We start from the raw sequence: 19,660 nt of genomic DNA on the forward strand, positions 1-19,660 counted from the left end.
ATGGCACTATGAGAGGTCACATTGAGTAATAAAATCGTAACGCTGGAAATCAGCCTGGAACCATCCGATAACCGTCGACTTGCAAGTCTGTGTGGACCGTTTGACGATAACATTAAGCAACTGGAACGTCGTTTAGGCGTCGAAATCAACTACCGCAGCCAGCAATTTACCGTTGTCGGCAAACCACATACTGCGACTGCTGCACTTGATATTCTAAAGACTCTTTATGTCGATACAGCCCCGGTCAGAGGGCAGATTCCAGACATTGAACCTGAGCAGATACATCTGGCTATCAAAGAATCCGGTATTCTGGAACAAAATACCGAGTCATCACTCGCTCATGGAAAAGAAGTCTTCGTTAAAACGAAAAAAGGCGTCATTAAACCTCGGACACCGAATCAGGCGCAGTACCTGATGAATATGGTCACCCATGATATCACCTTCGGTGTCGGTCCTGCCGGAACAGGGAAAACCTATCTGGCTGTCGCAGCAGCAGTTGATGCTCTGGAACGTCAGGAGATTCGCCGTATTCTGCTGACACGTCCTGCTGTTGAAGCCGGTGAAAAACTGGGGTTTCTTCCTGGTGATCTCAGCCAGAAAGTCGACCCATATCTTCGTCCGCTCTATGATGCTTTGTTTGAGATGCTTGGCTTTGAACGAGTGGAAAAGCTCATTGAAAGAAATGTTATTGAAGTTGCTCCACTGGCCTACATGCGTGGGCGGACACTTAATGATGCCTTTATCATCCTTGATGAAAGCCAAAACACAACCGTAGAACAGATGAAGATGTTTCTGACTCGGATTGGTTTTAATTCCAGAGCCGTGATCACCGGAGACGTCACTCAGATCGATCTGCCACGCGGAGCAAAATCAGGATTGCGTCATGCTATTGAAGTGCTCAGCGAAGTCGATGAAATCAGCTTTAATTTCTTTCAGTCCGACGATGTAGTCCGGCACCCGGTTGTTGCCCGGATTATTAATGCTTATGAGAAATGGGAAGCTCAGGATCAGAAAGAACGTAAAGAGTACGAAAGAAGACGCCGGGAAGTACAGCAAATTCGCTCAGGTGATGATCTGCAGAACACAACTCCGATAGTACAGGAGCCCGATAAGTCATGAGTATAGAACTCGACCTTCAAATTGCAGTTGCTCAGCCGGAGGGTTTACCCTCCGGTGATGATTTTTCCCGCTGGCTTACTGCTGCTATCTCACCTTTTCAGGAACAGGCTGAAGTCACAATCCGGATTGTTGACCAGGAAGAAAGTAACCAACTAAACTATCAATACCGGGGGAAAGACAAGCCAACGAATGTATTGTCATTTCCGTTTGAATCGCCACCGGGTATGACACTTGATCTCTTGGGAGATCTGGTGATTTGCCGTCAGATTGTCGAACAGGAATCGGATGAGCAGCACAAACCATTATTTGCCCATTGGGCGCATATGGTTGTACATGGCAGCCTTCATCTGTTAGGTTATGATCATATCGATGATGACGAAGCTGTAGAAATGGAGTCACTCGAAACAGAAATCATGTTGAAATTGGGTTATGAGGACCCATATTTAACTGAGAAACAGTAGAACCGACTAGCTAGAATAACGTAACGATCCGGTTCTATGATGTGTGCTATCACACGTCTGATAGCGTGGCTTAATAGAGTAACAATGAACGAAGACAATTCGCAGAATTCTGAAGGTCCGAGTAGGAAATCCTTTTTCGGACGTTTAGGTCAGCTCTTTCAGGGCGACCCCAAAGATCGACAGGAACTTGTAGAAGTTATCCGTGATTCGGAAGTTAATGATCTGATCGATCACGATACCAAAGATATGTTGGAAGGGGTCATCCAAATCTCTGAAATGCGGGTTCGTGATATCATGATTCCCCGCTCCCAAATGGTCACTATTGACAGAGATGCAGATCTCGACAAATTAATTACCCTAATTACAGATGCTCAACACTCACGATATCCGATTATCAGTGAAGACAAAGACCATGTTGAAGGCATCTTGCTGGCTAAAGATCTGCTCAAATATCTGGGTTCCACCAGCACACCGTTCCATATTGATGAAGTTATCCGCCCGGCAGTTGTCGTCCCTGAGAGTAAGCGGGTTGACCGGTTACTGAAAGAATTCCGGGAAGAACGTTACCACATGGCGATCGTCGTGGATGAATTCGGCGGTGTATCAGGGCTCGTGACGATTGAAGATATTCTGGAAGAAATTGTTGGTGATATTGAAGATGAAACCGATGATGAAGATCAACAGGATATCCGCAAATTAAGCAAACATACGTTTTCAATCAATGCACTGACAACCATTGAAGATTTTAATGAAACATTCGGAACACACTTCAGTGATGAAGAAGTTGATACCGTCGGAGGGTTGGTGATGACTGCATTTGGCCACCTGCCTGAACGGGGGGAAGTTGTTCAGCTTGCCGATTATCAGTTTAAAGTGACTAGTGCAGACAACCGTCGTGTCGTCCAGTTACAAGTCACAATTCCTGACACTGAAACCGTTTCAGAAGAGTTTCAGGAATAGTAAGATACCTGGTAATTGTCCTATTACTCAAAATAATAATAACTGATGTCTAATCCAGCCTATTCTCGTTTTATACGGCCATTAGTGGCCGTTTTTTCCGGTGCCGCCGGCTCATTTGCCTTTGCGCCCTATTCACTCTGGCCTCTGGCTTTCCTCGCGCTTTATGCTTTGCTCCTTCTTTTACACCAGCGCACAGCCGGGCAAGCTTTTCTTCTGGGACTATTATGGGGAATGGGATTCTTCGGCCACGGCGTATACTGGATTCATGTCAGTATTGACACCTTTGGCGGTGTACCTAAAATTGTCAGCCTCCTTTTGATGCTGCTGCTTTCTGCTTATCTGGCACTTTATCCGGCACTATTCAGTTATGTACTCAACCGATATTTTCCTGGGAAAACAGCGCTCCGGTATCTGTTAGTTGCACCTGCACTCTGGCTGGTAAGCGAATGGCTCCGGGGATGGGTTTTCACCGGATTTCCATGGTTATGGCTGGGATACAGCCAGATTGACGCGCCGCTGGCAAATTATGCTCCGCTCGGCGGCGTCGAGCTCATCACTCTGGTCATCGCTGTGATCTCTGCATCTTTCGCATACCTGACATTAAACCGGCAATGGCGACTTCTGTTACTCCCGCTATGTCTTTATGGTATTGCTGCAAGCCTGAACTATGTTCACTGGGTATCACCCCAGCCGGAACGCCAGACAACCATAGCTTTAGTTCAGGGGAATATCGATCAGGCCAGAAAGTGGCAACCCAGTGAAAGATGGCCGACACTGGTAAAATATACCGACTACACGCAGGCCAACTGGGATGCTGATATTATCATCTGGCCGGAAGCAGCAATTCCGGCATTTGAGTATGAACTGCCGGAATATCTGAGTTCACTGGATGCATCAGCCAGAAAAAATCACTCCGCTTTGATCACCGGAATACTGAATCGGGCCGATAGCCATACATTCTATAACAGCATTCTGGCTCTGGGGCAGGGAACTCCCGCCTACAGTAATTCAGGTCGGACAAAGTATGAAAAACATCATCTCCTTCCGTTTGGAGAGTTTGTTCCGTTTGAGCAATGGTTGCGTCCACTGGCCCCGCTGTTTAACCTGCCGATGTCTTCATTCTCTCCGGGAGCATATATTCAACCGAATATTCAGGCAAATGGCCGGTTTCTGGTTGCAGCACTCTGCTACGAAATTGTCTTCAATGAGCAAATCCGGGAGAACCTCACCGACCAGACTGACTTTCTTCTCACACTGTCAAATGATGCCTGGTTCGGACGCTCTATCGGCCCACTGCAACATATGGAAATTGCCAGAATGCGGGCTCTGGAACTGGGAATCCCACTCATCCGTTCAACCAATAACGGTGTGACTGCCATAACCGACTACCGAGGGAAAATCACCCACAAGCTACCGCAGTTCGAGGCTGGAGTGCTCAAAACGACACTCACACCGACTCGGGGAAAAACACCCTATCGCATGTTCGGCTCATGGCCGCTCTACTGCTGGATAGCATTCAGCCTATTATCCGGACTACTCATGACCCGGTTACGTCGCTGATTCAGCTTTCTTCCTGATCCCCTGGTTTTATCGAGACACGACTGAACTGATCGTGACCACAGGTAATACAGGGGATGATTTCTGTCGGATGGTTATATTCCATTTTGTGACCGCACCGGTCACATACCAACACCCCAAGACCAATGACTTCTCCGGCCTTGTATGTCCCTTGTTGCTCCAGTTCCTGATGCAGTTCGGCCCATTCGATCGCCGTTCTGTCCGTAATGGAAGCCAGCGCTTCCCAGAGAGAGTTCGAAATCATGACATAGAACGGTCCACTCTTGCTCTCTTCATAATTTTCAGCGAATTCATGCAGGTCGGCTCTCATATAAGCCGAAATCAATGCCAGTTCATCTTTAGTCATATCAGAAGCAGCCTGAACGACTTTCTCTGATGTTTCGATCGCATGTTGTAGCCCTTCCGGGCTATGTTTTACCGTTTCAACAACTTCTTGTAACAGAGTTTCATATCCAGTTTTATGTTTTGGCATAACAAACCTCCCCCAAACCAGATTGACTATTGTTGTGTACTCTCGCTTTAGGTATTCTATGTCGATCTATTAGTATCTGTTCTAACTGAACTCACAAATTCCAAGATAATCGGACATCATCGATGCAAGAACAATATAATCCACAAGAAATTGAGCCTAAAGTTCAAGCGTATTGGGAAGAGAGCAAAACATTCGCTGTCACAGAAGATCCCGCCAAAGAAAAATTTTACTGTTTATCTATGTTTCCGTACCCAAGTGGCCGACTGCACATGGGGCACGTACGCAATTACACTATCGGTGATGTGATTTCCCGCTTCCAGCGACTGCAAGGTAAAAATGTCATGCAGCCAATCGGATGGGATGCATTCGGCCTGCCGGCTGAAAATGCAGCTGTCAAAAATAAAACCGCTCCTGCACCGTGGACATACGAAAATATTGAATACATGAAAAACCAGTTGAAACTGCTGGGATTCGGTTATGACTGGAGCCGGGAATTTGCCACCTGCCGTCCGGAATACTATCGCTGGGAACAGGAATTCTTCACTAAGTTGTATGAAAAAGGCTTAGTGTATAAAAAGACCTCTTCCGTCAACTGGTGCCCGACAGACCAGACTGTACTGGCAAATGAACAGGTAGAAAACGGCTGCTGCTGGCGCTGCGATACACCTGTAGAACAGAAAGAAATCCCACAGTGGTTTATAAAAATTACGGCTTACGCTCAGGAACTTCTTGATGATCTGGAAACGCTGGACGGCTGGCCGGAAATGGTAAAAACCATGCAGCGCAACTGGATCGGCCGCTCCGAAGGGGTTGAATTAAAGTTTGACGTGCCTGACTACGGCTCACTGGAAGTCTATACCACTCGCCCGGATACGCTGATGGGTGTTACTTATGTAGGTATTGCTGCCGGTCACCCACTTGCAACGATTGCAGCACAAAGCAAGCCAGAAGTGGCACAATTTGTTGAAGAGTGTAAAAACACAAAAGTTGCGGAAGCCGAGCTGGCCACGATGGAGAAGAAAGGTATCGATACCGGTCTGAAAGCTATCCATCCACTCAATGGCAGTGAAGTTCCTGTTTATATTGCTAACTTCGTGTTAATGGATTACGGCACCGGCGCCGTAATGGCAGTTCCTGCCCATGACCAGCGGGACTTCGAATTTGCGACGAAGTATGGTCTGGATATCCAACCGGTAATTCAGCCAGAAGACGGCAGTGCTCTCGATATCTCCGCAGCCGCATATACCGAAAAAGGTATTTTGTTCAATTCCGGAGAATTTGATGGCCTTGATTTCAACAATGCTCTGAACGCGATCGCGGACAAACTTGAATCAGAAGGAAAAGGACATAAGACTGTCAACTTCCGTCTGCGTGACTGGGGAGTTTCCCGTCAGCGCTACTGGGGTGCGCCAATCCCGATGGTGACTACTGAAGATGGTGAAGTTCATCCGGTTCCGGCTGATCAGTTGCCGGTTATCCTGCCAGAAGATGTGGTCATGGATGGTGTAACCAGTCCTATCAAAGCAGATAAAACCTGGGCAGAAACAACCTACAATGGTCAGCCTGCATTACGGGAAACGGATACTTTCGATACTTTCATGGAATCATCGTGGTATTACGCTCGTTATTGTTCTCCGCAAGCTGAGCAGATTGTAGATACCGAACAGGCCAACTACTGGTTACCTGTTGATCAATATGTTGGTGGTATTGAACACGCATGTATGCACCTGCTTTACTCACGTTTCTTCCATAAGCTGCTTCGCGATGCCGGTTATCTGTCTTCAGATGAACCGTTCAAGAAACTATTGTGTCAAGGCATGGTTCTGGCTGACGCATTCAGCTTCCAGAACGAAAAAGGAGGCAAAGAATGGGTTTCGCCAACAGAAGTTAAAGTAGAGCGTGACGGAAAAGGTCGTATTGCTTCGGCTGTCGATTCTCAAGGGCGTCAGGTGGAACATTCCGGCATGGTCAAAATGTCGAAATCGAAAAACAACGGTATCGATCCTCAGGAAATGGTCGATAAGTACGGCGCAGATACCGTACGCCTGTTTATGATGTTTGCCTCTCCTGCCGACATGACACTGGAATGGCAGGAATCTGGTGTTGAAGGTGCCAACCGCTTCCTGAAACGTGTCTGGAAACTGGTTCTTGAGCATACGACAAAAGGTAAAGCGTCTGCTGTTGAAGCACAATCGCTGAATACGGCACAGAAAGCATTGCGCCGGGAAGTTCATAAGACAATTGCAAAGGTCACAGATGATATTGACCGCCGTCAAACATTCAACACTGCGATTGCTGCCATTATGGAACTGATGAACAAACTGGCTAAAGCGCCTCAGGATGAGATTCAGGACCGCGCAATTCTGGACGAAGCGCTCAGAGCCATTGTTGTAATGCTTTCTCCGATTACACCACATATCTGTTTCGAAATGTGGCAGGCTCTGGGAAGCTCGGATCTTGACCATACATCATGGCCGGCTCACGATGAAAAAGCGTTAGTTGAAGACGAAAAACTGATCGTCCTGCAAGTCAACGGCAAAGTACGTGGAAAACTGACCATTGCAGCTGATGCCACTAAGGAGCAGGTCGAGAGTCTGGGACTTGAAGACGAAAATGTGAAGAGATTTACCGACGGTCTGACGATACGAAAAGTGATCTATGTCCCGGGTAAACTACTGAGCATTGTGGCAAACTAATTACGTATCACTAAAAGTTGTGTGTCACTGAAACAATCATGTGACATATTCAATCGTTGTGAACTAAATCATTCCATATGAGTCAGTAGACAGGAGCGAACTCCGTTTACTGACTCTGATGATTTTGTGCAGACAGATAATTTAACGCGGTAACCCGTATGGTACGTTGTTATAGCCCGGAAAAGTATCTGCTCAACTGATTAAAATAGGACTCGAATGCGTTCATTTCACATCCCTCTATTACGACATATCTTTCTGGTACTACTCACCGTATCACTGACTGCCTGTGGTTTTCATTTGCGGGGAGACTATGATGTTCCGGAAGCTCTGGATAAATTATCCGTCACCAGTTATGACCAGTACAGCAAATTTACCCGTATGGTAAAAAACCGATTGAGACTGAATGAAATTGAGATAGTTGAACCGGCGGAAGACATCCCGAACCTGCATCTAGTCAGTGAGAGTGTCTCTTCAAGAACATTGTCGATTTATCAGAATACGATTGCCGCGGAAAAAGAACTGACCCTCAATGCCACATTCCAGGTCACTGTCCCCGATGTCGGTACCAAAACTTTTTCAACCAGAGTCACCCGCAGCTATCTGGATAACCCGCTAACTGCTCTGGCGAAGTCTCTGGAAAGTGCCATGATTACTGATGAAATGCGTCAGCTCGCTTCGTCTCAGATTATCCGGCTGATGGCTCGCTTAAAACCGGATTTAACCTTATCGGAGCGTTCACGTCAGTTTGGAATGTCTGATGAATATGATGAAAAAAATAGTCATGTATCAACCACTGAAGTCCCTGCTGATCAGCACACGATTAGCCAATAGGATTTGACTGAGATTTTTGATGCGTATTTTTGCGGAAAAATTGCCGGATCATCTTCAGCATCAATTGATGCCGGTTTATCTCCTGCTCGGAAATGAGCCGTTATTATTACAAGAATCCAGGCTCAGTATCGCTCAGCAGGCCCGGGAGAAAGGTTTTGCTGAAATCTACCGTTATCAGGCTGACAGTACACTAGACTGGAATCAGGTCTTTGAGCACTTTCAGGCTCTCAGCCTGTTCTCAAGTCAACAACTGGTTGAATTGACACTCCCGGAAGGGAATATGAATGCCCAGCTAACAGGCCAGTTACTGGCTTTGGAGGAGATGTTACATCCAGACACGATTCTGGTTGTCATTGGAAACAAGCTCACTAAAGCGCAGGAAAATGCCAAATGGTTTAAAGCTCTGGCAGCGCACGGTTGCCTGGTAAACTGCCTGACACCGGATCTCAACCGTCTGCCGCAATTTGTAATGAATCGTTGCAGGAAGCTTCGACTGACACCGGATCAGGAAGCCCTGCAAATGCTGGCACAATGGCATGAAGGCAACCTGCTGGCTCTCGCCCAAAGTCTGGAGAAACTGGCATTACTTTATCCGGATGGTCAGCTCACATTAATCCGGGTCGAAGAATCGCTCTCCCGGCATAATCATTTTACGGTTTATCATTGGACCGATGCCTTACTGGATGGAAAATCCAACCGCTGTCAGCGAATCCTGCGTCAACTTGAAGCTGAAGGGACAGAACCCGTCTTATTGTTGCGCTCAATACAGAAAGAATTGTTACTGCTTCTGACACTTCACACGCAACAGCAGCAGTTGCCCCTGCACACACTGATGGATAAGCACCGTATCTGGAAGAGTAAGCGGTCACTTTACGTCAATGCACTCAATCGTCTCAATACGGAAAAACTATATACTCTGATTCAAATGCTGAGTCAGATTGAGCTGACTGTCAAAACCCAGTATGAGGTGAGTCCGTGGTCACAGCTTCAAGCGTTTAGTTTACAATTTACTCAACCCGATTCGGCGCTCGCTTTAACTCAATAAAAGCATGATATACTTTAGCCATTATTGATAAATTTTAACCACTCCAACACAGACTAGACTCAGAGGAAATCTCATTGCAGCACGAAGATCTGAAAAATTTTTTAGTTGATAAAGCAGACGATATGAAAGCGGAAGACATCACTGCCCTTGATGTCACCGGAAAATCCAGTGTGACAGATTACATGGTGATCTGCACCGGCACATCAAAACGACATGTTGCTTCAATAGCAAACCACGTCGCCAGTGAAGCCAAAAAATTAGGGTTAGCTCCTCTCGGTATTGAGGGAGAATCAGAAGGAGAATGGGTTGTTCTTGATATGGGAACATCAATGCTGCACGTGATGCAGGAAGAACAGAGATCGCTGTATCAGCTTGAAAAACTCTGGAGTTAAAGTGTGAAGATTCAGCTAGTTGCCGTCGGAACAAAAATGCCACAGTGGGTTGAACAAGGGTTTCACGAGTATCAGCGTCGTTTTCCGCATGATATGCCTTTAGAGCTTGTCGAAATTCCCGCAGGGAAACGAGGTAAGAATGCTGACATCCCCAGAATACTGGATAAGGAAGGGGAAGCCATGCTGGCCGCAATCCCAAAAGGTCACCGCATTGTGACGCTGGATATTCCCGGGAAACGGTGGGACACACATCAACTGGCACAGCAGATGGAAAGCTGGAAACTAGACGGGCGTGATGTCTCCATTCTTATTGGTGGCCCCGAAGGTTTGTCTCCGGCTTGTAAACAGGCAGCCGAACAGAGCTGGTCTTTATCTCCCTTAACACTCCCACATCCGTTAGTCCGTGTTGTGATGGCAGAAAGCCTATACCGGGCCTGGAGTGTCACCACCAACCATCCATATCACCGAGAATAATACGACATGCTCCGTAAACGCAGTCAGATCCGTGATTACAAGTCAGAAGACAATCTGTTTCGTAACAGGGCTGTCGTTGCATTTTTAGCGATCATCATTCTGGTCGGAGTTTTGATCGCTAACTTATACACTCTCCAAGTGGTTCAGTTTCAGGATTACAGAACCCGTTCCAACGATAACCGTATCAAGGTTGTTCCTATCGCCCCGAATCGTGGCCTGATTTATGACCGCAACGGAGTACTACTGGCAGAAAACCGCCCTATCTTCGATCTGGAGATCACACCGGAGCAGGTTGATGATATGGATGCAACTATCGAGCGGTTGCAGCAACTGATAGAAATTACACCGGAGCGAATCGCCTCGTTTAAAAAAGAACTCAGCCAAACCCGACGCTTCAACTCAGTGCCAATTCTGACCCAGTTAACGCCAAAGGAAGTCGCTAAATTTTCCGTTAATCAATATAAATACCCGGGCGTCGCAGTCACAGCCCGCCTGAAGCGTTACTACCCTTTCGGTAAGATTCTGACCCATGTTATCGGCTATGTTTCCCGCATCAATGACCGCGATCTGGACCGTCTGAAAAGAGAAGCCAAAGAAGCCAACTATCAGGCAACCCGGGATATCGGTAAGCTGGGGATAGAGCGTTACTATGAAGATATTCTGCACGGAATGCCCGGTTATCAGGAAGTTGAAGTCAATAGCCGTGGACGAGTCATTCGTACACTGAAATATGTTCCGCCAGTTCCGGGAAAAGATCTGGTCCTGAATATTGATGTGAAGCTACAGACTTATGTCTATCATCTTCTGGACGGGAAAAGAGGTTCTGCGGTTGTACTCGATCCGAAAGACAACGGCGTGCTAGCGATGGTGTCCAGCCCAAGCTACGATCCAAATGCTTTTGTCCACGGTATCACAGGTAAAGCCTACCGGGCACTTCTGAATGATAAAGACCATCCGCTGGTCAACCGCGCCACTCTGGGTATATATCCACCAGCTTCGACCGTTAAACCATTGATAGCCGTTTCAGCTCTGCAGGAAGGCGTCATTACCCCGAACACAACCCGAAATGATCCCGGATACTGGAAAATCCCCAATTCCAAGACCAAACCTTTCCGTGACTGGCTGAGGTGGGGACATGGCAAGGTAAACATTACCAAAGCACTTGAAGAATCTGTCGACACATTTTTCTATCAGGTTGCTTATGATATGGGAATTGATCGGCTTTCCCGATGGATGAAAATGTTCGGTTACGGCGAATATACCGGCATTGATATTTTTGAAGAAAGTAAAGCCAATATGCCAACCAGAGAATGGAAAATGGCCCGTCATCGTACACCCTGGTATCAGGGAGACACGATTCCGGTAGGCATCGGCCAGGGATACTGGACGGCAACACCAATGCAAATTTCCAAAGCAATTTCAGTATTAGTGCACCATGGCAAGGTTCTGGCTCCCCATTTACTGCGGGCAACCATCGAAAATGGAGAACCTTTTGATAAACAGCAAATGGCTGAGGTTGAAACCTACCCGCCAATTACCGGTGTTCCGGATAAATACTGGAATATTGCCATCAATGGCATGTATCTGGTTAATCATGGTCCCAGAGGTACCGCACGACATGCATTTAAAGATCTGCCATACAAAAGCGCCGGCAAGTCAGGAACAGCTCAGGTCTTCGGACTGGCGGAAGGGGAAGAATACAATGCTGATGAACTTGCAGAGCACCTGCGTGACCACGCACTGTTTACCGGCTTTGCTCCGGTAGATAATCCACAAGCAATTGTGACGATTGTACTGGAGAATGCCGGTGGTGGTTCCAGCCATGGAGCTCCAGTGGTGCGAAAAGTGTTTGATCATATTATTCTAGATAAAGACCAACAAGAGAAGAAAGACTAATGGAACTCAATCCATCAACTGGCCAGAACCGGGCATTGTTTGAACGCTTACACATCGACCTGCCTTTACTACTTGGGCTTCTTCTGGTCATGGGGTTTGGTCTGGTGGTGATGTATAGTGCCAGCGGACAGAACATGGCAATGATGGATCGCCAGGCAATGCGTATGGTACTTGCATTAGCCATTATGATAGCTCTTGCACAACTGTCTCCCCGAAGCTATGAATCTTTGGCACCGTTCCTGTTTTTTTGCGGAGTCTTGCTATTAATCGGTGTGTTGGTTGCCGGTGAAGTCTCCAAAGGCGCCCAACGCTGGCTGGATATTGGTTTTATCCGCTTTCAGCCATCAGAATTATTGAAGCTGGCAGTTCCGCTCATGGTTGCCCGGTATATCGGTAAACATCCGCTGCCGCCATCACTAAAGACTCTCGGGGTTTCCCTGATTATGGTCTTCGTTCCTACGATTCTAATCGCAAAGCAGCCAGATTTGGGTACATCTATTCTGATTGCGGCTTCCGGTATCTTTGTTATTTTTCTCGCCGGAATCAGCTGGCGTATCATTTTTGCAGCATTGTTTGCAATGAGTGCTTTTGTTCCCATTCTGTGGTTCTTCCTGATGCGTGAGTATCAGAAAGTCAGGGTTCGCACATTATTTAATCCGGAATCTGACCCTTTGGGAGCCGGTTACCACATTATTCAGAGTAAAATTGCCATTGGTTCCGGCGGTATTCTGGGAAAAGGCTGGCTCCACGGCACTCAGTCACAGCTGGAATTCTTACCGGAACGCCACACCGACTTCATCTTTGCCGTCATTGCCGAAGAATGGGGACTAATAGGTATTATCGCCCTGCTCTCCGTTTATCTGTTTATTATCGGCCGGGGACTCTATCTGGCCAGCAACGCCCAGACAGCTTTCGGGAAAATGATGGCCGGTAGTATTGTGCTTAGTTTTTTTGTTTATGTTTTTGTAAATATTGGTATGGTGAGCGGAATTTTACCTGTTGTTGGCGTTCCGCTGCCATTAATCAGTTATGGTGGGACATCCATGGTTACACTGATGGCAGGCTTTGGCATTCTGATGTCAATTCACACTCACCGAAAAGCATTTTCAAAGGCAATCTGATGAAAATCCGACCGTTTTTGTACTACAGCTTTGTTGTTCTGTTTATTGTCGGCTGTAGTTCTTCCGGCCGCTATGATATTAGTGATGACGTAGCGCCGGACCGCCCGATTTCAATTGAACATATAGAAGATGCCCAACCTCAGTACGAACCCTATAGTCTCGGGGGGAATAAAGACTATACAGTCAGAGGGAAAAAATACCATATTCTCAAAAATCCACAGGGTTTTCAGGAAAAGGGAATTGCCTCTTGGTACGGGAAAAAATTTCACGGTCATCAGACATCAAATGGGGAAATTTACGACATGTACTCAATGACTGCGGCACATAAAACTTTACCCATCCCCAGTTATGTCAAAGTGACCAACCTGAACAACGGCAAAACAGCAGTTGTCCGGGTCAACGACCGTGGACCTTTTCATTCCGGAAGGATTATTGACCTGAGCTATGCTGCTGCATACAAACTTGATGTCATTCGCACAGGAACGGCCCCGGTTCAAATTGAAGTACTGTCTTATGACAAACCGACCACCCCAGCTAAACCTAAAGCCAACCAATCCGACTATATTATTCAGGTTTCCTCTTCAACTCATTTGGAAAGAACCCGAACTTTATCGAAAGATTTAAGTCAGAAGTTATCCGTAGCCAGTTATATTGATAGCCTTAACGGTAGTCATCGGGTTCTGCTCGGTCCATTTCATGACTATACCCAGACACAACAAACACTGGAAAAGGTTAAACTGCTTGGCTACGAAACCGCCTTTATCAGGAAACGCCGGCTTACACAGTAATTTCCGGAAAATCTGGCCGAATCATCCCTTGGGTCTGGCTTGAGAAAAAGGGTTTCTGTTAAGATATACACAACTAATTGTAAAATTCTGCATTTATCATGAATAAAAAAATATTTTTGAAGTCGATTTCCACCTCCTTTGTCGCCCTGTCGGCGGCATTCTCATTCACTACTTCAGCTTCTCCGATTGTTGTTCCGGATGCGCCTCAGATCGCTGCCCGAGGCTACGTTCTGATGGATTATCATTCAGGTAAAGTCCTTGCAGAAAAAGAGATGAATACCAAACTTCCACCGGCGAGTCTGACTAAAATGATGACCAGCTATGTCATCGGTCAGGAACTGGCTCGTGGAAATATCTCCCCGGATGATGACGTTGTTATCAGTAAAAATGCATGGGCAAAGAACTTTCCGGATTCTTCCAAAATGTTTATCGAAGTCGGAACAACAGTGAAGGTCAAAGATCTGAACAAGGGAATTATTATCCAGTCCGGAAATGATGCCTGTGTTGCAATGGCTGAGCATGTTGCCGGTTCAGAAGATGCCTTTGTCGATCTGATGAACGCCTGGGCCGATACCATTGGTATGAAGAACACTCACTTTGCCAACGTACATGGATTGGATCACGGTAATCATTACTCAACACCTTATGACATGGCAATTCTGGGACAAGCCCTGATCCGCGATGTTCCGAACGAGTACAAACTCTATTCTGAGAAGAAGTTCACCTACAACGGTATTACCCAATATAACCGTAATGGCCTGCTCTGGGATAAAAGCATGAACGTTGACGGAATCAAAACCGGACACACCAGTAATGCCGGGTACAGTCTGGTCAGCTCAGCAACAGAAGGAAACATGCGGTTGATCGCTGTGGTTATGGGAACCAAAAGCGCTAATGCACGAAAATCAGAGAGTAAAAAACTACTCAGCTACGGATTTCGTTTCTTTGAAACTGTCGCCCCTCATAAAGCCGGAGAAACCTTCATCAATGAACGTATCTGGATGGGGAACAAAGATACTGTTGCGCTTGGCGTCGATAAAGATACCTACGTGACTCTGCCAAGAGGACAGGCGAAAAATCTGAAAGCCAGCTTTGTGTTGGAAAAAGAGCTGGAAGCCCCGATTCAAAAAGGTGATGTTGTTGGTAAACTTTATTATCAGCTGGATGGAAAAGATATTGCCCAATATCCATTGATGGCACTGGAAGATGTGGAAAAAGGTGGCATTTTCAGTCGCCTCTGGGATTACATTGTCTTGCTGTTCAAAGGGTTGTTCTGATTCAGAAACGACTCCGAGCCGGATACAAAAAGGCCTGACAACTGTCAGGCTTTTTTTGTGAACTTTTCCCGGATAGATATCAAACCATACGGCCATATCTCAGGCATGGATTATTTTATATTACATCAGACAGTACTTTCTTCCTGAGCTGAACTCTGCTCCGGCCAGAGAAGTGATTCACGACGCAGAACCCGTTCAATATCTTTCAACTGTGCAGGTTTCGGTAATACATCATCCATTCCACAAGCTTTATACTGCCCGATGTCTTCTTCACTGGCATTTGCCGTATAAGCCACGATATACGGTTGTTTCATATCAGTTTGACGCCGGATTTCGCAAGTCGCCTCCATCCCATTCATCTTACTCATATAGATATCCATCAGGATCACATCATAGTTGTTGTCCTGTAACGTTCGCAGGACTTTAGTGCCGTCCTCAATCGTATAAACCCGATGACCTAGTTTTTCCAGCATAAACCGGGCTAATGATTGATTCAGAGAACTATCATCAACAACCAGAATATTCAGTGGTGTGCTACTCCGGACAAATTTGCCCTCTTTTTCAGACTGATCATCAGCCTGCGCCGCAATCTGACACGGGATTTCAAACCAGAATGTCGCCCCCAGTCCGGGTATACTTTCAACCTGAATGTCTCCGCCCATCATTTCGACAAAGCTCTTACAGATGGAAAGCCCCAGCCCTGTTCCTCCCGTATGAGATCCAACTTGCATGAAAGGCTGGAAAAGCTGTTTTTGATACTCTTGATCAATACCAATCCCCGTGTCCCGGACCTTAAAGATCAGACGTGGATCTTCATTTCTGCGGGCCCAAGTCACACTCAGCTGAATATCCCCGTGATAAGTAAACTTAGCGGCATTCCCTAACAAATTAATCAGAATCTGTTGCAGTTTCTTTGGATCAGTACGGATATATTGAGGAACAATATCTTCAACCACACAACTGAGCTGAATATCAGGTGATTTTAACTGTGGCCGTATCAGATCAATGATCGTTGATGTTAATGGGCGCAGCTCAAAGTTCTCAGGTTCAAAAGCGATTTTATCCGCCTCTAACTTTGAGAGTTCCAGAATATCGTTCACAATCGCCAGCAGTGAACCCCCTCCGGATTCAATAATATTCAGGAATTCCTGTTGCTTCGAATCCAACTGAGAATGACTGAGTAACTCTGTTGCCCCTAAAATACCGTTCAATGGTGTCCGGATTTCATGGCTCATTACAGCCACAAACTTACTTTTTGCCCGATTAGCAGATTCCGCCGCTTTTCTGGCAGCCTGCAATGCCGCCGTACTCCGGCGTAACTGAATCAGATTATGACGAATGTAAGTTAAGTAAACGGCAACCAAGATACTGAAATTGATAAACAGAAAAATAGAAAAGCCAGCTAAACGGAGACGGGTTTCACCCTCTTCCTCCTTCTGATGCGCGTAGTACTCTTTCATCGACATTTCAGCTGCGGCAATATAACGGGAACCATCCGCAGAGCGCATCGGTACAAAAACTGCCCGAAACTCCCCCCAATGGTCATCATATTCTGCCCAAATAGTCCTGTTTTCATGTAATGCAGCCAGCAACTGGTGACTGGCATCAGGATACGGGTCAAAGAAGCGGACATAGGTCTTATTCTTCAATTCATCTTCCGATGCACTGGAAGAGACAAGAATAGCCTGCCCATCCCGCTCAATAACGGTATAAATGTAAGTCAGGTCCATTTTTTTGCTGTATTCTGTCAGGCGCTGAATTGCCTGCCAGTCTTCGGCTTCAGACTTTGATTTATTATCGACAAGACCATCATGATAGTGCTCTCCCAGAACCGCAGTTGCGACCAGCGCTCCATGGTAAAGCCTGTTATTCAGATCATCTTCAATAGACTGCTTCGCCTGTACATAAAGATATGCAACGAAAGAAACACAGGAGATCACATATACACAGCTGAACAGTATAAACTTCCACGTTTCTTTAATACGAAAACCTTTCTTATGAGCGGTTCTACCTACCTGCTGCATTATTTTTTAACCTACTAAACTCACGACAAAATACATATCATCTATACCCAAATGACCTCAAGATGCAGTTTCAGCATATACCAATCAGTTGCACATAAGCTACGCCTAATATAAAAATTTACAGCAGTAGATCACTGTCATTTGCACTGCAAATCACTAAAGTGTGTCGACCTTTATACATTGAATTTTCCTCCAGAACCATATTCCTTCCATATAATAGAAACACTGACCATGAAATTCATAAACAATATGTAAATAAATTTTATATAACTGTAATTAATCAATAAACTAACAAAACTTGCGCGAAACCACACAAACACACATGATTTGATCATAAAAGTGTATCTTGAGATCCACGTCATTAACCAGTATCATTCCTTCCCTTATATATCGACCTCAGCCGGAGTTGCCCTCATGTTTACAATAAACTCAGATGCTAAACTGAAAGATCTGCTTGAATTTCCTTGTTCATTTACCTACAAGGTTATGGGCTATGCAAAACCAGAGCTGCCAGAACGCGTCCTTGAGGTTATTCAGCGTCACGCTCCCGGAGATTACAGTCCAACGGTCAAACCCAGCGCCAAAGGGAATTATCATTCAGTCTCAGTCAATATCACCGCAACATCGATAGAACAGGTTGAGACGCTTTATAAAGAATTAGGTGAAATTGATATTGTTCGCATGGTTCTGTAAGCGGCGAAAAAACTCAGATACGAATGAAACAGATTACTCTCTGTTTTTTTGATATCTTCAACTTTTTTTGAAAGGCAGCATTTGCTGCCTTTTGCTTATAAATGAAATAGTTAAAATAAACAGCCCGAAAATGCGGCTATTTTTTTATCATCATTGAGTAGTTCCGCGGCGTGAAGCAGTTTATAATCCAAATACTTTATTTATCGCGGATGAGTCAATACCATGAAGAATCAACTCATTGTCAAACGACTCGGTCGACAAGACTATCAACCGGTCTGGCAAGCGATGCACGATTTCACCAACCAGCGGACCGATGAAACTTGTGATGAAGTCTGGCTGGTGGAACATCAACCGGTCTTTACTCAGGGACAGGCCGGAAAATCAGAACATGTTCTGAATCCGGGAGATATTCCGGTTGTTCAGAGTGATCGCGGCGGACAGGTCACTTATCACGGACCAGGGCAGCTCGTCGCTTATTTTCTGCTTGATTTACGACGTAAAAAACTCGGGGTCAGAGAACTTGTGACCCATATTGAAAATATTGTGATCCAGACTCTGGATGCATTTCATATTCAGTCTCAATCGAGAGCCAATGCACCCGGTGTCTATGTGGAAGATAAGAAAATTTGTTCTCTGGGGCTTCGAATCCGTAAAGGCTGCTCCTTCCACGGCCTTGCACTGAACGTCAATATGGACCTGTCTCCGTTTTTAAGAATAAATCCCTGTGGTTATCAAGGGATGGAAATGGTTCAGATCAGTGATCTTGGAGGTCCGTCTGAGCTGAAGATTGTAGAAGAACAACTTGTCAAAACGCTTGTCACCACTCTGGGTTATGAGCATATAGAATTCACTACAGAAGCAATATCATGAGCAAACCAATTCAAATGGAAAAAGGCGTTAAATATCGTGACGCCGATAAAATGGCTCTCATTCCGGTCAAAAATATGCCGACCGAACAGAAGGAGCTGCTGCGTAAACCTTCGTGGATGAAGATAAAACTGCCTGCTGACAGTCAACGCATTCAGGACATTAAATCAGCTATGCGTAAAAACAATCTTCACTCAGTTTGTGAAGAAGCCTCCTGTCCCAATCTGGCAGAATGTTTTAACCATGGTACAGCCACCTTCATGATTCTGGGAGCCATCTGTACCCGGCGTTGTCCATTCTGCGATGTTGCACACGGGCGTCCATTAACACCGGATGCACAAGAACCCCAGAAACTGGCTCAGACAATCCGGGATATGAAACTCAGATATGTTGTGATTACATCCGTTGACCGGGATGACCTGCGCGATGGAGGTGCTCAGCACTTTGCTGACTGTAACCGTGAAATCCGGGCTCTGAATCCTGAGATTCGTATCGAAACACTGGTTCCGGACTTCCGTGGTCGTATGGATACTGCACTGGAAATCCTTCAGGATAATCCGCCGGATGTATTCAATCACAACCTGGAAACCGCCCCTCGCCTGTACCGGAAAGTCAGACCCGGAGCCAACTACAAGTGGTCTCTCGAATTGCTGCAAAAATTTAAACAGCAACACCCGGACATTCCAACCAAATCCGGTCTGATGATGGGACTTGGTGAAACAAAAGAAGAGATTGTCGAAGTTCTCAAAGATCTCCGCGCCCACGGAGTGACAATGCTGACTCTGGGACAGTATCTCGCTCCCAGCCGCCATCACCTGCCGGTAGAACGGTATGTTCCCCCGGAAGAATTTGACGAACTAAAAGAAATTGCGCTTGATTTAGGCTTTACCCACGCGGCATGCGGACCATTTGTACGTTCATCTTATCATGCTGATCTACAGGCCAAAGGTATTGAAGTGAAGTAAT

18 protein-coding genes are annotated in these 19,660 nt (G+C 46.0%); 16 read left to right on the forward strand and 2 right to left on the reverse strand.

Going from position 1 to position 19,660, the window contains the following annotated elements:
- Window positions 1–21: 21 nt before the first annotated feature.
- From OCU74_RS11125 to lnt, 4 genes are all read left to right on the forward strand, one after another.
- On the forward strand, window positions 22–1,119 hold the full coding sequence (locus OCU74_RS11125) for a PhoH family protein (RefSeq protein WP_200807663.1): 1,098 nt from the start codon (window positions 22–24) through the stop codon (window positions 1,117–1,119).
- Complete coding sequence (gene ybeY, locus OCU74_RS11130; protein ID WP_087479793.1) at window positions 1,116–1,580, forward strand: rRNA maturation RNase YbeY; 465 nt, start codon at window positions 1,116–1,118, stop codon at window positions 1,578–1,580. The genes OCU74_RS11125 and ybeY overlap by 4 nt, the downstream gene beginning before the upstream one ends.
- Before the next feature lie 84 nt (window positions 1,581–1,664).
- Window positions 1,665–2,540, forward strand: a complete 876-nt coding sequence (corC, locus tag OCU74_RS11135) for a CNNM family magnesium/cobalt transport protein CorC (RefSeq protein ID WP_087479794.1) — start codon at window positions 1,665–1,667, stop codon at window positions 2,538–2,540.
- 45 nt (window positions 2,541–2,585) lie between these two features.
- The gene (gene lnt / locus OCU74_RS11140; protein ID WP_087479795.1) at window positions 2,586–4,100 is read left to right on the forward strand and encodes an apolipoprotein N-acyltransferase; all 1,515 of its coding nucleotides are present in this window, start codon (window positions 2,586–2,588) and stop codon (window positions 4,098–4,100) included.
- 1 nt (window position 4,101) lies between these two features.
- Here the strand turns inward: lnt and OCU74_RS11145 are convergent, their stop codons facing one another.
- Window positions 4,102–4,590 (reverse strand): zinc ribbon-containing protein, encoded by a 489-nt coding sequence (locus tag OCU74_RS11145; RefSeq protein ID WP_087479796.1) that lies wholly within the window; start codon window positions 4,588–4,590, stop codon window positions 4,102–4,104.
- Between the two features lie 122 nt (window positions 4,591–4,712).
- On the opposite strand from OCU74_RS11145, the gene leuS reads away from it, so the two are divergent.
- The 9 genes from leuS to OCU74_RS11190 all read left to right on the forward strand — a co-directional run bounded on the left by leuS (window position 4,713) and on the right by OCU74_RS11190 (window position 15,110).
- Window positions 4,713–7,286 carry a leucine--tRNA ligase gene (gene leuS, locus OCU74_RS11150; RefSeq protein WP_087479797.1) on the forward strand — a complete coding sequence of 858 codons (2,574 nt, stop codon included), beginning with the start codon at window positions 4,713–4,715 and terminating at the stop codon, window positions 7,284–7,286.
- A gap of 216 nt (window positions 7,287–7,502) precedes the next feature.
- A complete protein-coding gene (locus tag OCU74_RS11155) occupies window positions 7,503–8,117 on the forward strand; it encodes an LPS-assembly lipoprotein LptE (protein ID WP_087479798.1) in 615 nt (204 codons plus the stop codon).
- Window positions 8,118–8,136: 19 nt separating this feature from the next.
- Window positions 8,137–9,162: a DNA polymerase III subunit delta gene (gene holA, locus OCU74_RS11160; RefSeq protein ID WP_087479799.1), complete on the forward strand. Its 1,026-nt coding sequence runs from the start codon at window positions 8,137–8,139 to the stop codon at window positions 9,160–9,162.
- Between the two features lie 74 nt (window positions 9,163–9,236).
- Entirely contained in the window at window positions 9,237–9,554 is a 318-nt protein-coding gene (gene rsfS / locus OCU74_RS11165; protein WP_087479800.1) for a ribosome silencing factor, read from the forward strand.
- 3 nt (window positions 9,555–9,557) lie between these two features.
- Window positions 9,558–10,028, forward strand: coding sequence for a 23S rRNA (pseudouridine(1915)-N(3))-methyltransferase RlmH (gene rlmH, locus OCU74_RS11170; protein ID WP_087479801.1), 471 nt, complete (start codon window positions 9,558–9,560; stop codon window positions 10,026–10,028).
- A 6-nt stretch (window positions 10,029–10,034) separates the two neighbouring features.
- Window positions 10,035–11,924, forward strand: coding sequence for a penicillin-binding protein 2 (gene mrdA, locus OCU74_RS11175; RefSeq protein ID WP_087479802.1), 1,890 nt, complete (start codon window positions 10,035–10,037; stop codon window positions 11,922–11,924).
- On the forward strand, window positions 11,924–13,045 hold the full coding sequence (gene rodA, locus OCU74_RS11180; protein ID WP_087479803.1) for a rod shape-determining protein RodA: 1,122 nt from the start codon (window positions 11,924–11,926) through the stop codon (window positions 13,043–13,045). Before mrdA ends, rodA begins: the two co-directional genes overlap by 1 nt.
- Entirely contained in the window at window positions 13,045–13,833 is a 789-nt protein-coding gene (locus OCU74_RS11185; protein WP_087479804.1) for a septal ring lytic transglycosylase RlpA family protein, read from the forward strand. The genes rodA and OCU74_RS11185 overlap by 1 nt, the downstream gene beginning before the upstream one ends.
- Before the next feature lie 98 nt (window positions 13,834–13,931).
- The gene (locus tag OCU74_RS11190; RefSeq protein WP_087479805.1) at window positions 13,932–15,110 is read left to right on the forward strand and encodes a serine hydrolase; all 1,179 of its coding nucleotides are present in this window, start codon (window positions 13,932–13,934) and stop codon (window positions 15,108–15,110) included.
- A gap of 125 nt (window positions 15,111–15,235) precedes the next feature.
- On the opposite strand, the gene OCU74_RS11195 is transcribed toward OCU74_RS11190, so the two are convergent.
- Window positions 15,236–17,134 (reverse strand): ATP-binding protein, encoded by a 1,899-nt coding sequence (locus OCU74_RS11195; RefSeq protein ID WP_087479806.1) that lies wholly within the window; start codon window positions 17,132–17,134, stop codon window positions 15,236–15,238.
- A 414-nt stretch (window positions 17,135–17,548) separates the two neighbouring features.
- Here OCU74_RS11195 and ybeD point away from each other — a divergent pair, with 414 nt between their 5' ends.
- The 3 genes from ybeD to lipA all read left to right on the forward strand — a co-directional run bounded on the left by ybeD (window position 17,549) and on the right by lipA (window position 19,659).
- Window positions 17,549–17,827, forward strand: coding sequence for a DUF493 family protein YbeD (gene ybeD / locus OCU74_RS11200; RefSeq protein ID WP_087479807.1), 279 nt, complete (start codon window positions 17,549–17,551; stop codon window positions 17,825–17,827).
- A gap of 222 nt (window positions 17,828–18,049) precedes the next feature.
- The gene (gene lipB, locus OCU74_RS11205) at window positions 18,050–18,697 is read left to right on the forward strand and encodes a lipoyl(octanoyl) transferase LipB (protein WP_087479808.1); all 648 of its coding nucleotides are present in this window, start codon (window positions 18,050–18,052) and stop codon (window positions 18,695–18,697) included.
- Entirely contained in the window at window positions 18,694–19,659 is a 966-nt protein-coding gene (lipA, locus tag OCU74_RS11210; RefSeq protein ID WP_087479809.1) for a lipoyl synthase, read from the forward strand. Before lipB ends, lipA begins: the two co-directional genes overlap by 4 nt.
- The last annotated feature ends 1 nt before the right edge of the window (window position 19,660 follow it).

It is taken from the genome of Vibrio mangrovi (genome assembly GCF_024346955.1).
In the GTDB taxonomy this organism is placed as follows: domain Bacteria; phylum Pseudomonadota; class Gammaproteobacteria; order Enterobacterales; family Vibrionaceae; genus Vibrio; species Vibrio mangrovi.

What these genes read in the sequence shown, in the direction of transcription:
- ybeY (WP_087479793.1), top strand. Translation starts at nt 1,116, where the DNA reads ATGAGTATAGAACTCGACCTTCAAATTGCAGTTGCTCAGCCGGAGGGT.
- corC (WP_087479794.1), top strand. Translation starts at nt 1,665, where the DNA reads ATGAACGAAGACAATTCGCAGAATTCTGAAGGTCCGAGTAGGAAATCC.
- lnt (WP_087479795.1), top strand. Translation starts at nt 2,586, where the DNA reads ATGTCTAATCCAGCCTATTCTCGTTTTATACGGCCATTAGTGGCCGTT.
- OCU74_RS11145 (WP_087479796.1), bottom strand. Translation starts at nt 4,590, where the DNA reads ATGCCAAAACATAAAACTGGATATGAAACTCTGTTACAAGAAGTTGTT.
- leuS (WP_087479797.1), top strand. Translation starts at nt 4,713, where the DNA reads ATGCAAGAACAATATAATCCACAAGAAATTGAGCCTAAAGTTCAAGCG.
- OCU74_RS11155 (WP_087479798.1), top strand. Translation starts at nt 7,503, where the DNA reads ATGCGTTCATTTCACATCCCTCTATTACGACATATCTTTCTGGTACTA.
- holA (WP_087479799.1), top strand. Translation starts at nt 8,137, where the DNA reads ATGCGTATTTTTGCGGAAAAATTGCCGGATCATCTTCAGCATCAATTG.
- mrdA (WP_087479802.1), top strand. Translation starts at nt 10,035, where the DNA reads ATGCTCCGTAAACGCAGTCAGATCCGTGATTACAAGTCAGAAGACAAT.
- rodA (WP_087479803.1), top strand. Translation starts at nt 11,924, where the DNA reads ATGGAACTCAATCCATCAACTGGCCAGAACCGGGCATTGTTTGAACGC.
- OCU74_RS11185 (WP_087479804.1), top strand. Translation starts at nt 13,045, where the DNA reads ATGAAAATCCGACCGTTTTTGTACTACAGCTTTGTTGTTCTGTTTATT.
- OCU74_RS11190 (WP_087479805.1), top strand. Translation starts at nt 13,932, where the DNA reads ATGAATAAAAAAATATTTTTGAAGTCGATTTCCACCTCCTTTGTCGCC.
- OCU74_RS11195 (WP_087479806.1), bottom strand. Translation starts at nt 17,134, where the DNA reads ATGCAGCAGGTAGGTAGAACCGCTCATAAGAAAGGTTTTCGTATTAAA.
- ybeD (WP_087479807.1), top strand. Translation starts at nt 17,549, where the DNA reads ATGTTTACAATAAACTCAGATGCTAAACTGAAAGATCTGCTTGAATTT.
- lipB (WP_087479808.1), top strand. Translation starts at nt 18,050, where the DNA reads ATGAAGAATCAACTCATTGTCAAACGACTCGGTCGACAAGACTATCAA.
- lipA (WP_087479809.1), top strand. Translation starts at nt 18,694, where the DNA reads ATGAGCAAACCAATTCAAATGGAAAAAGGCGTTAAATATCGTGACGCC.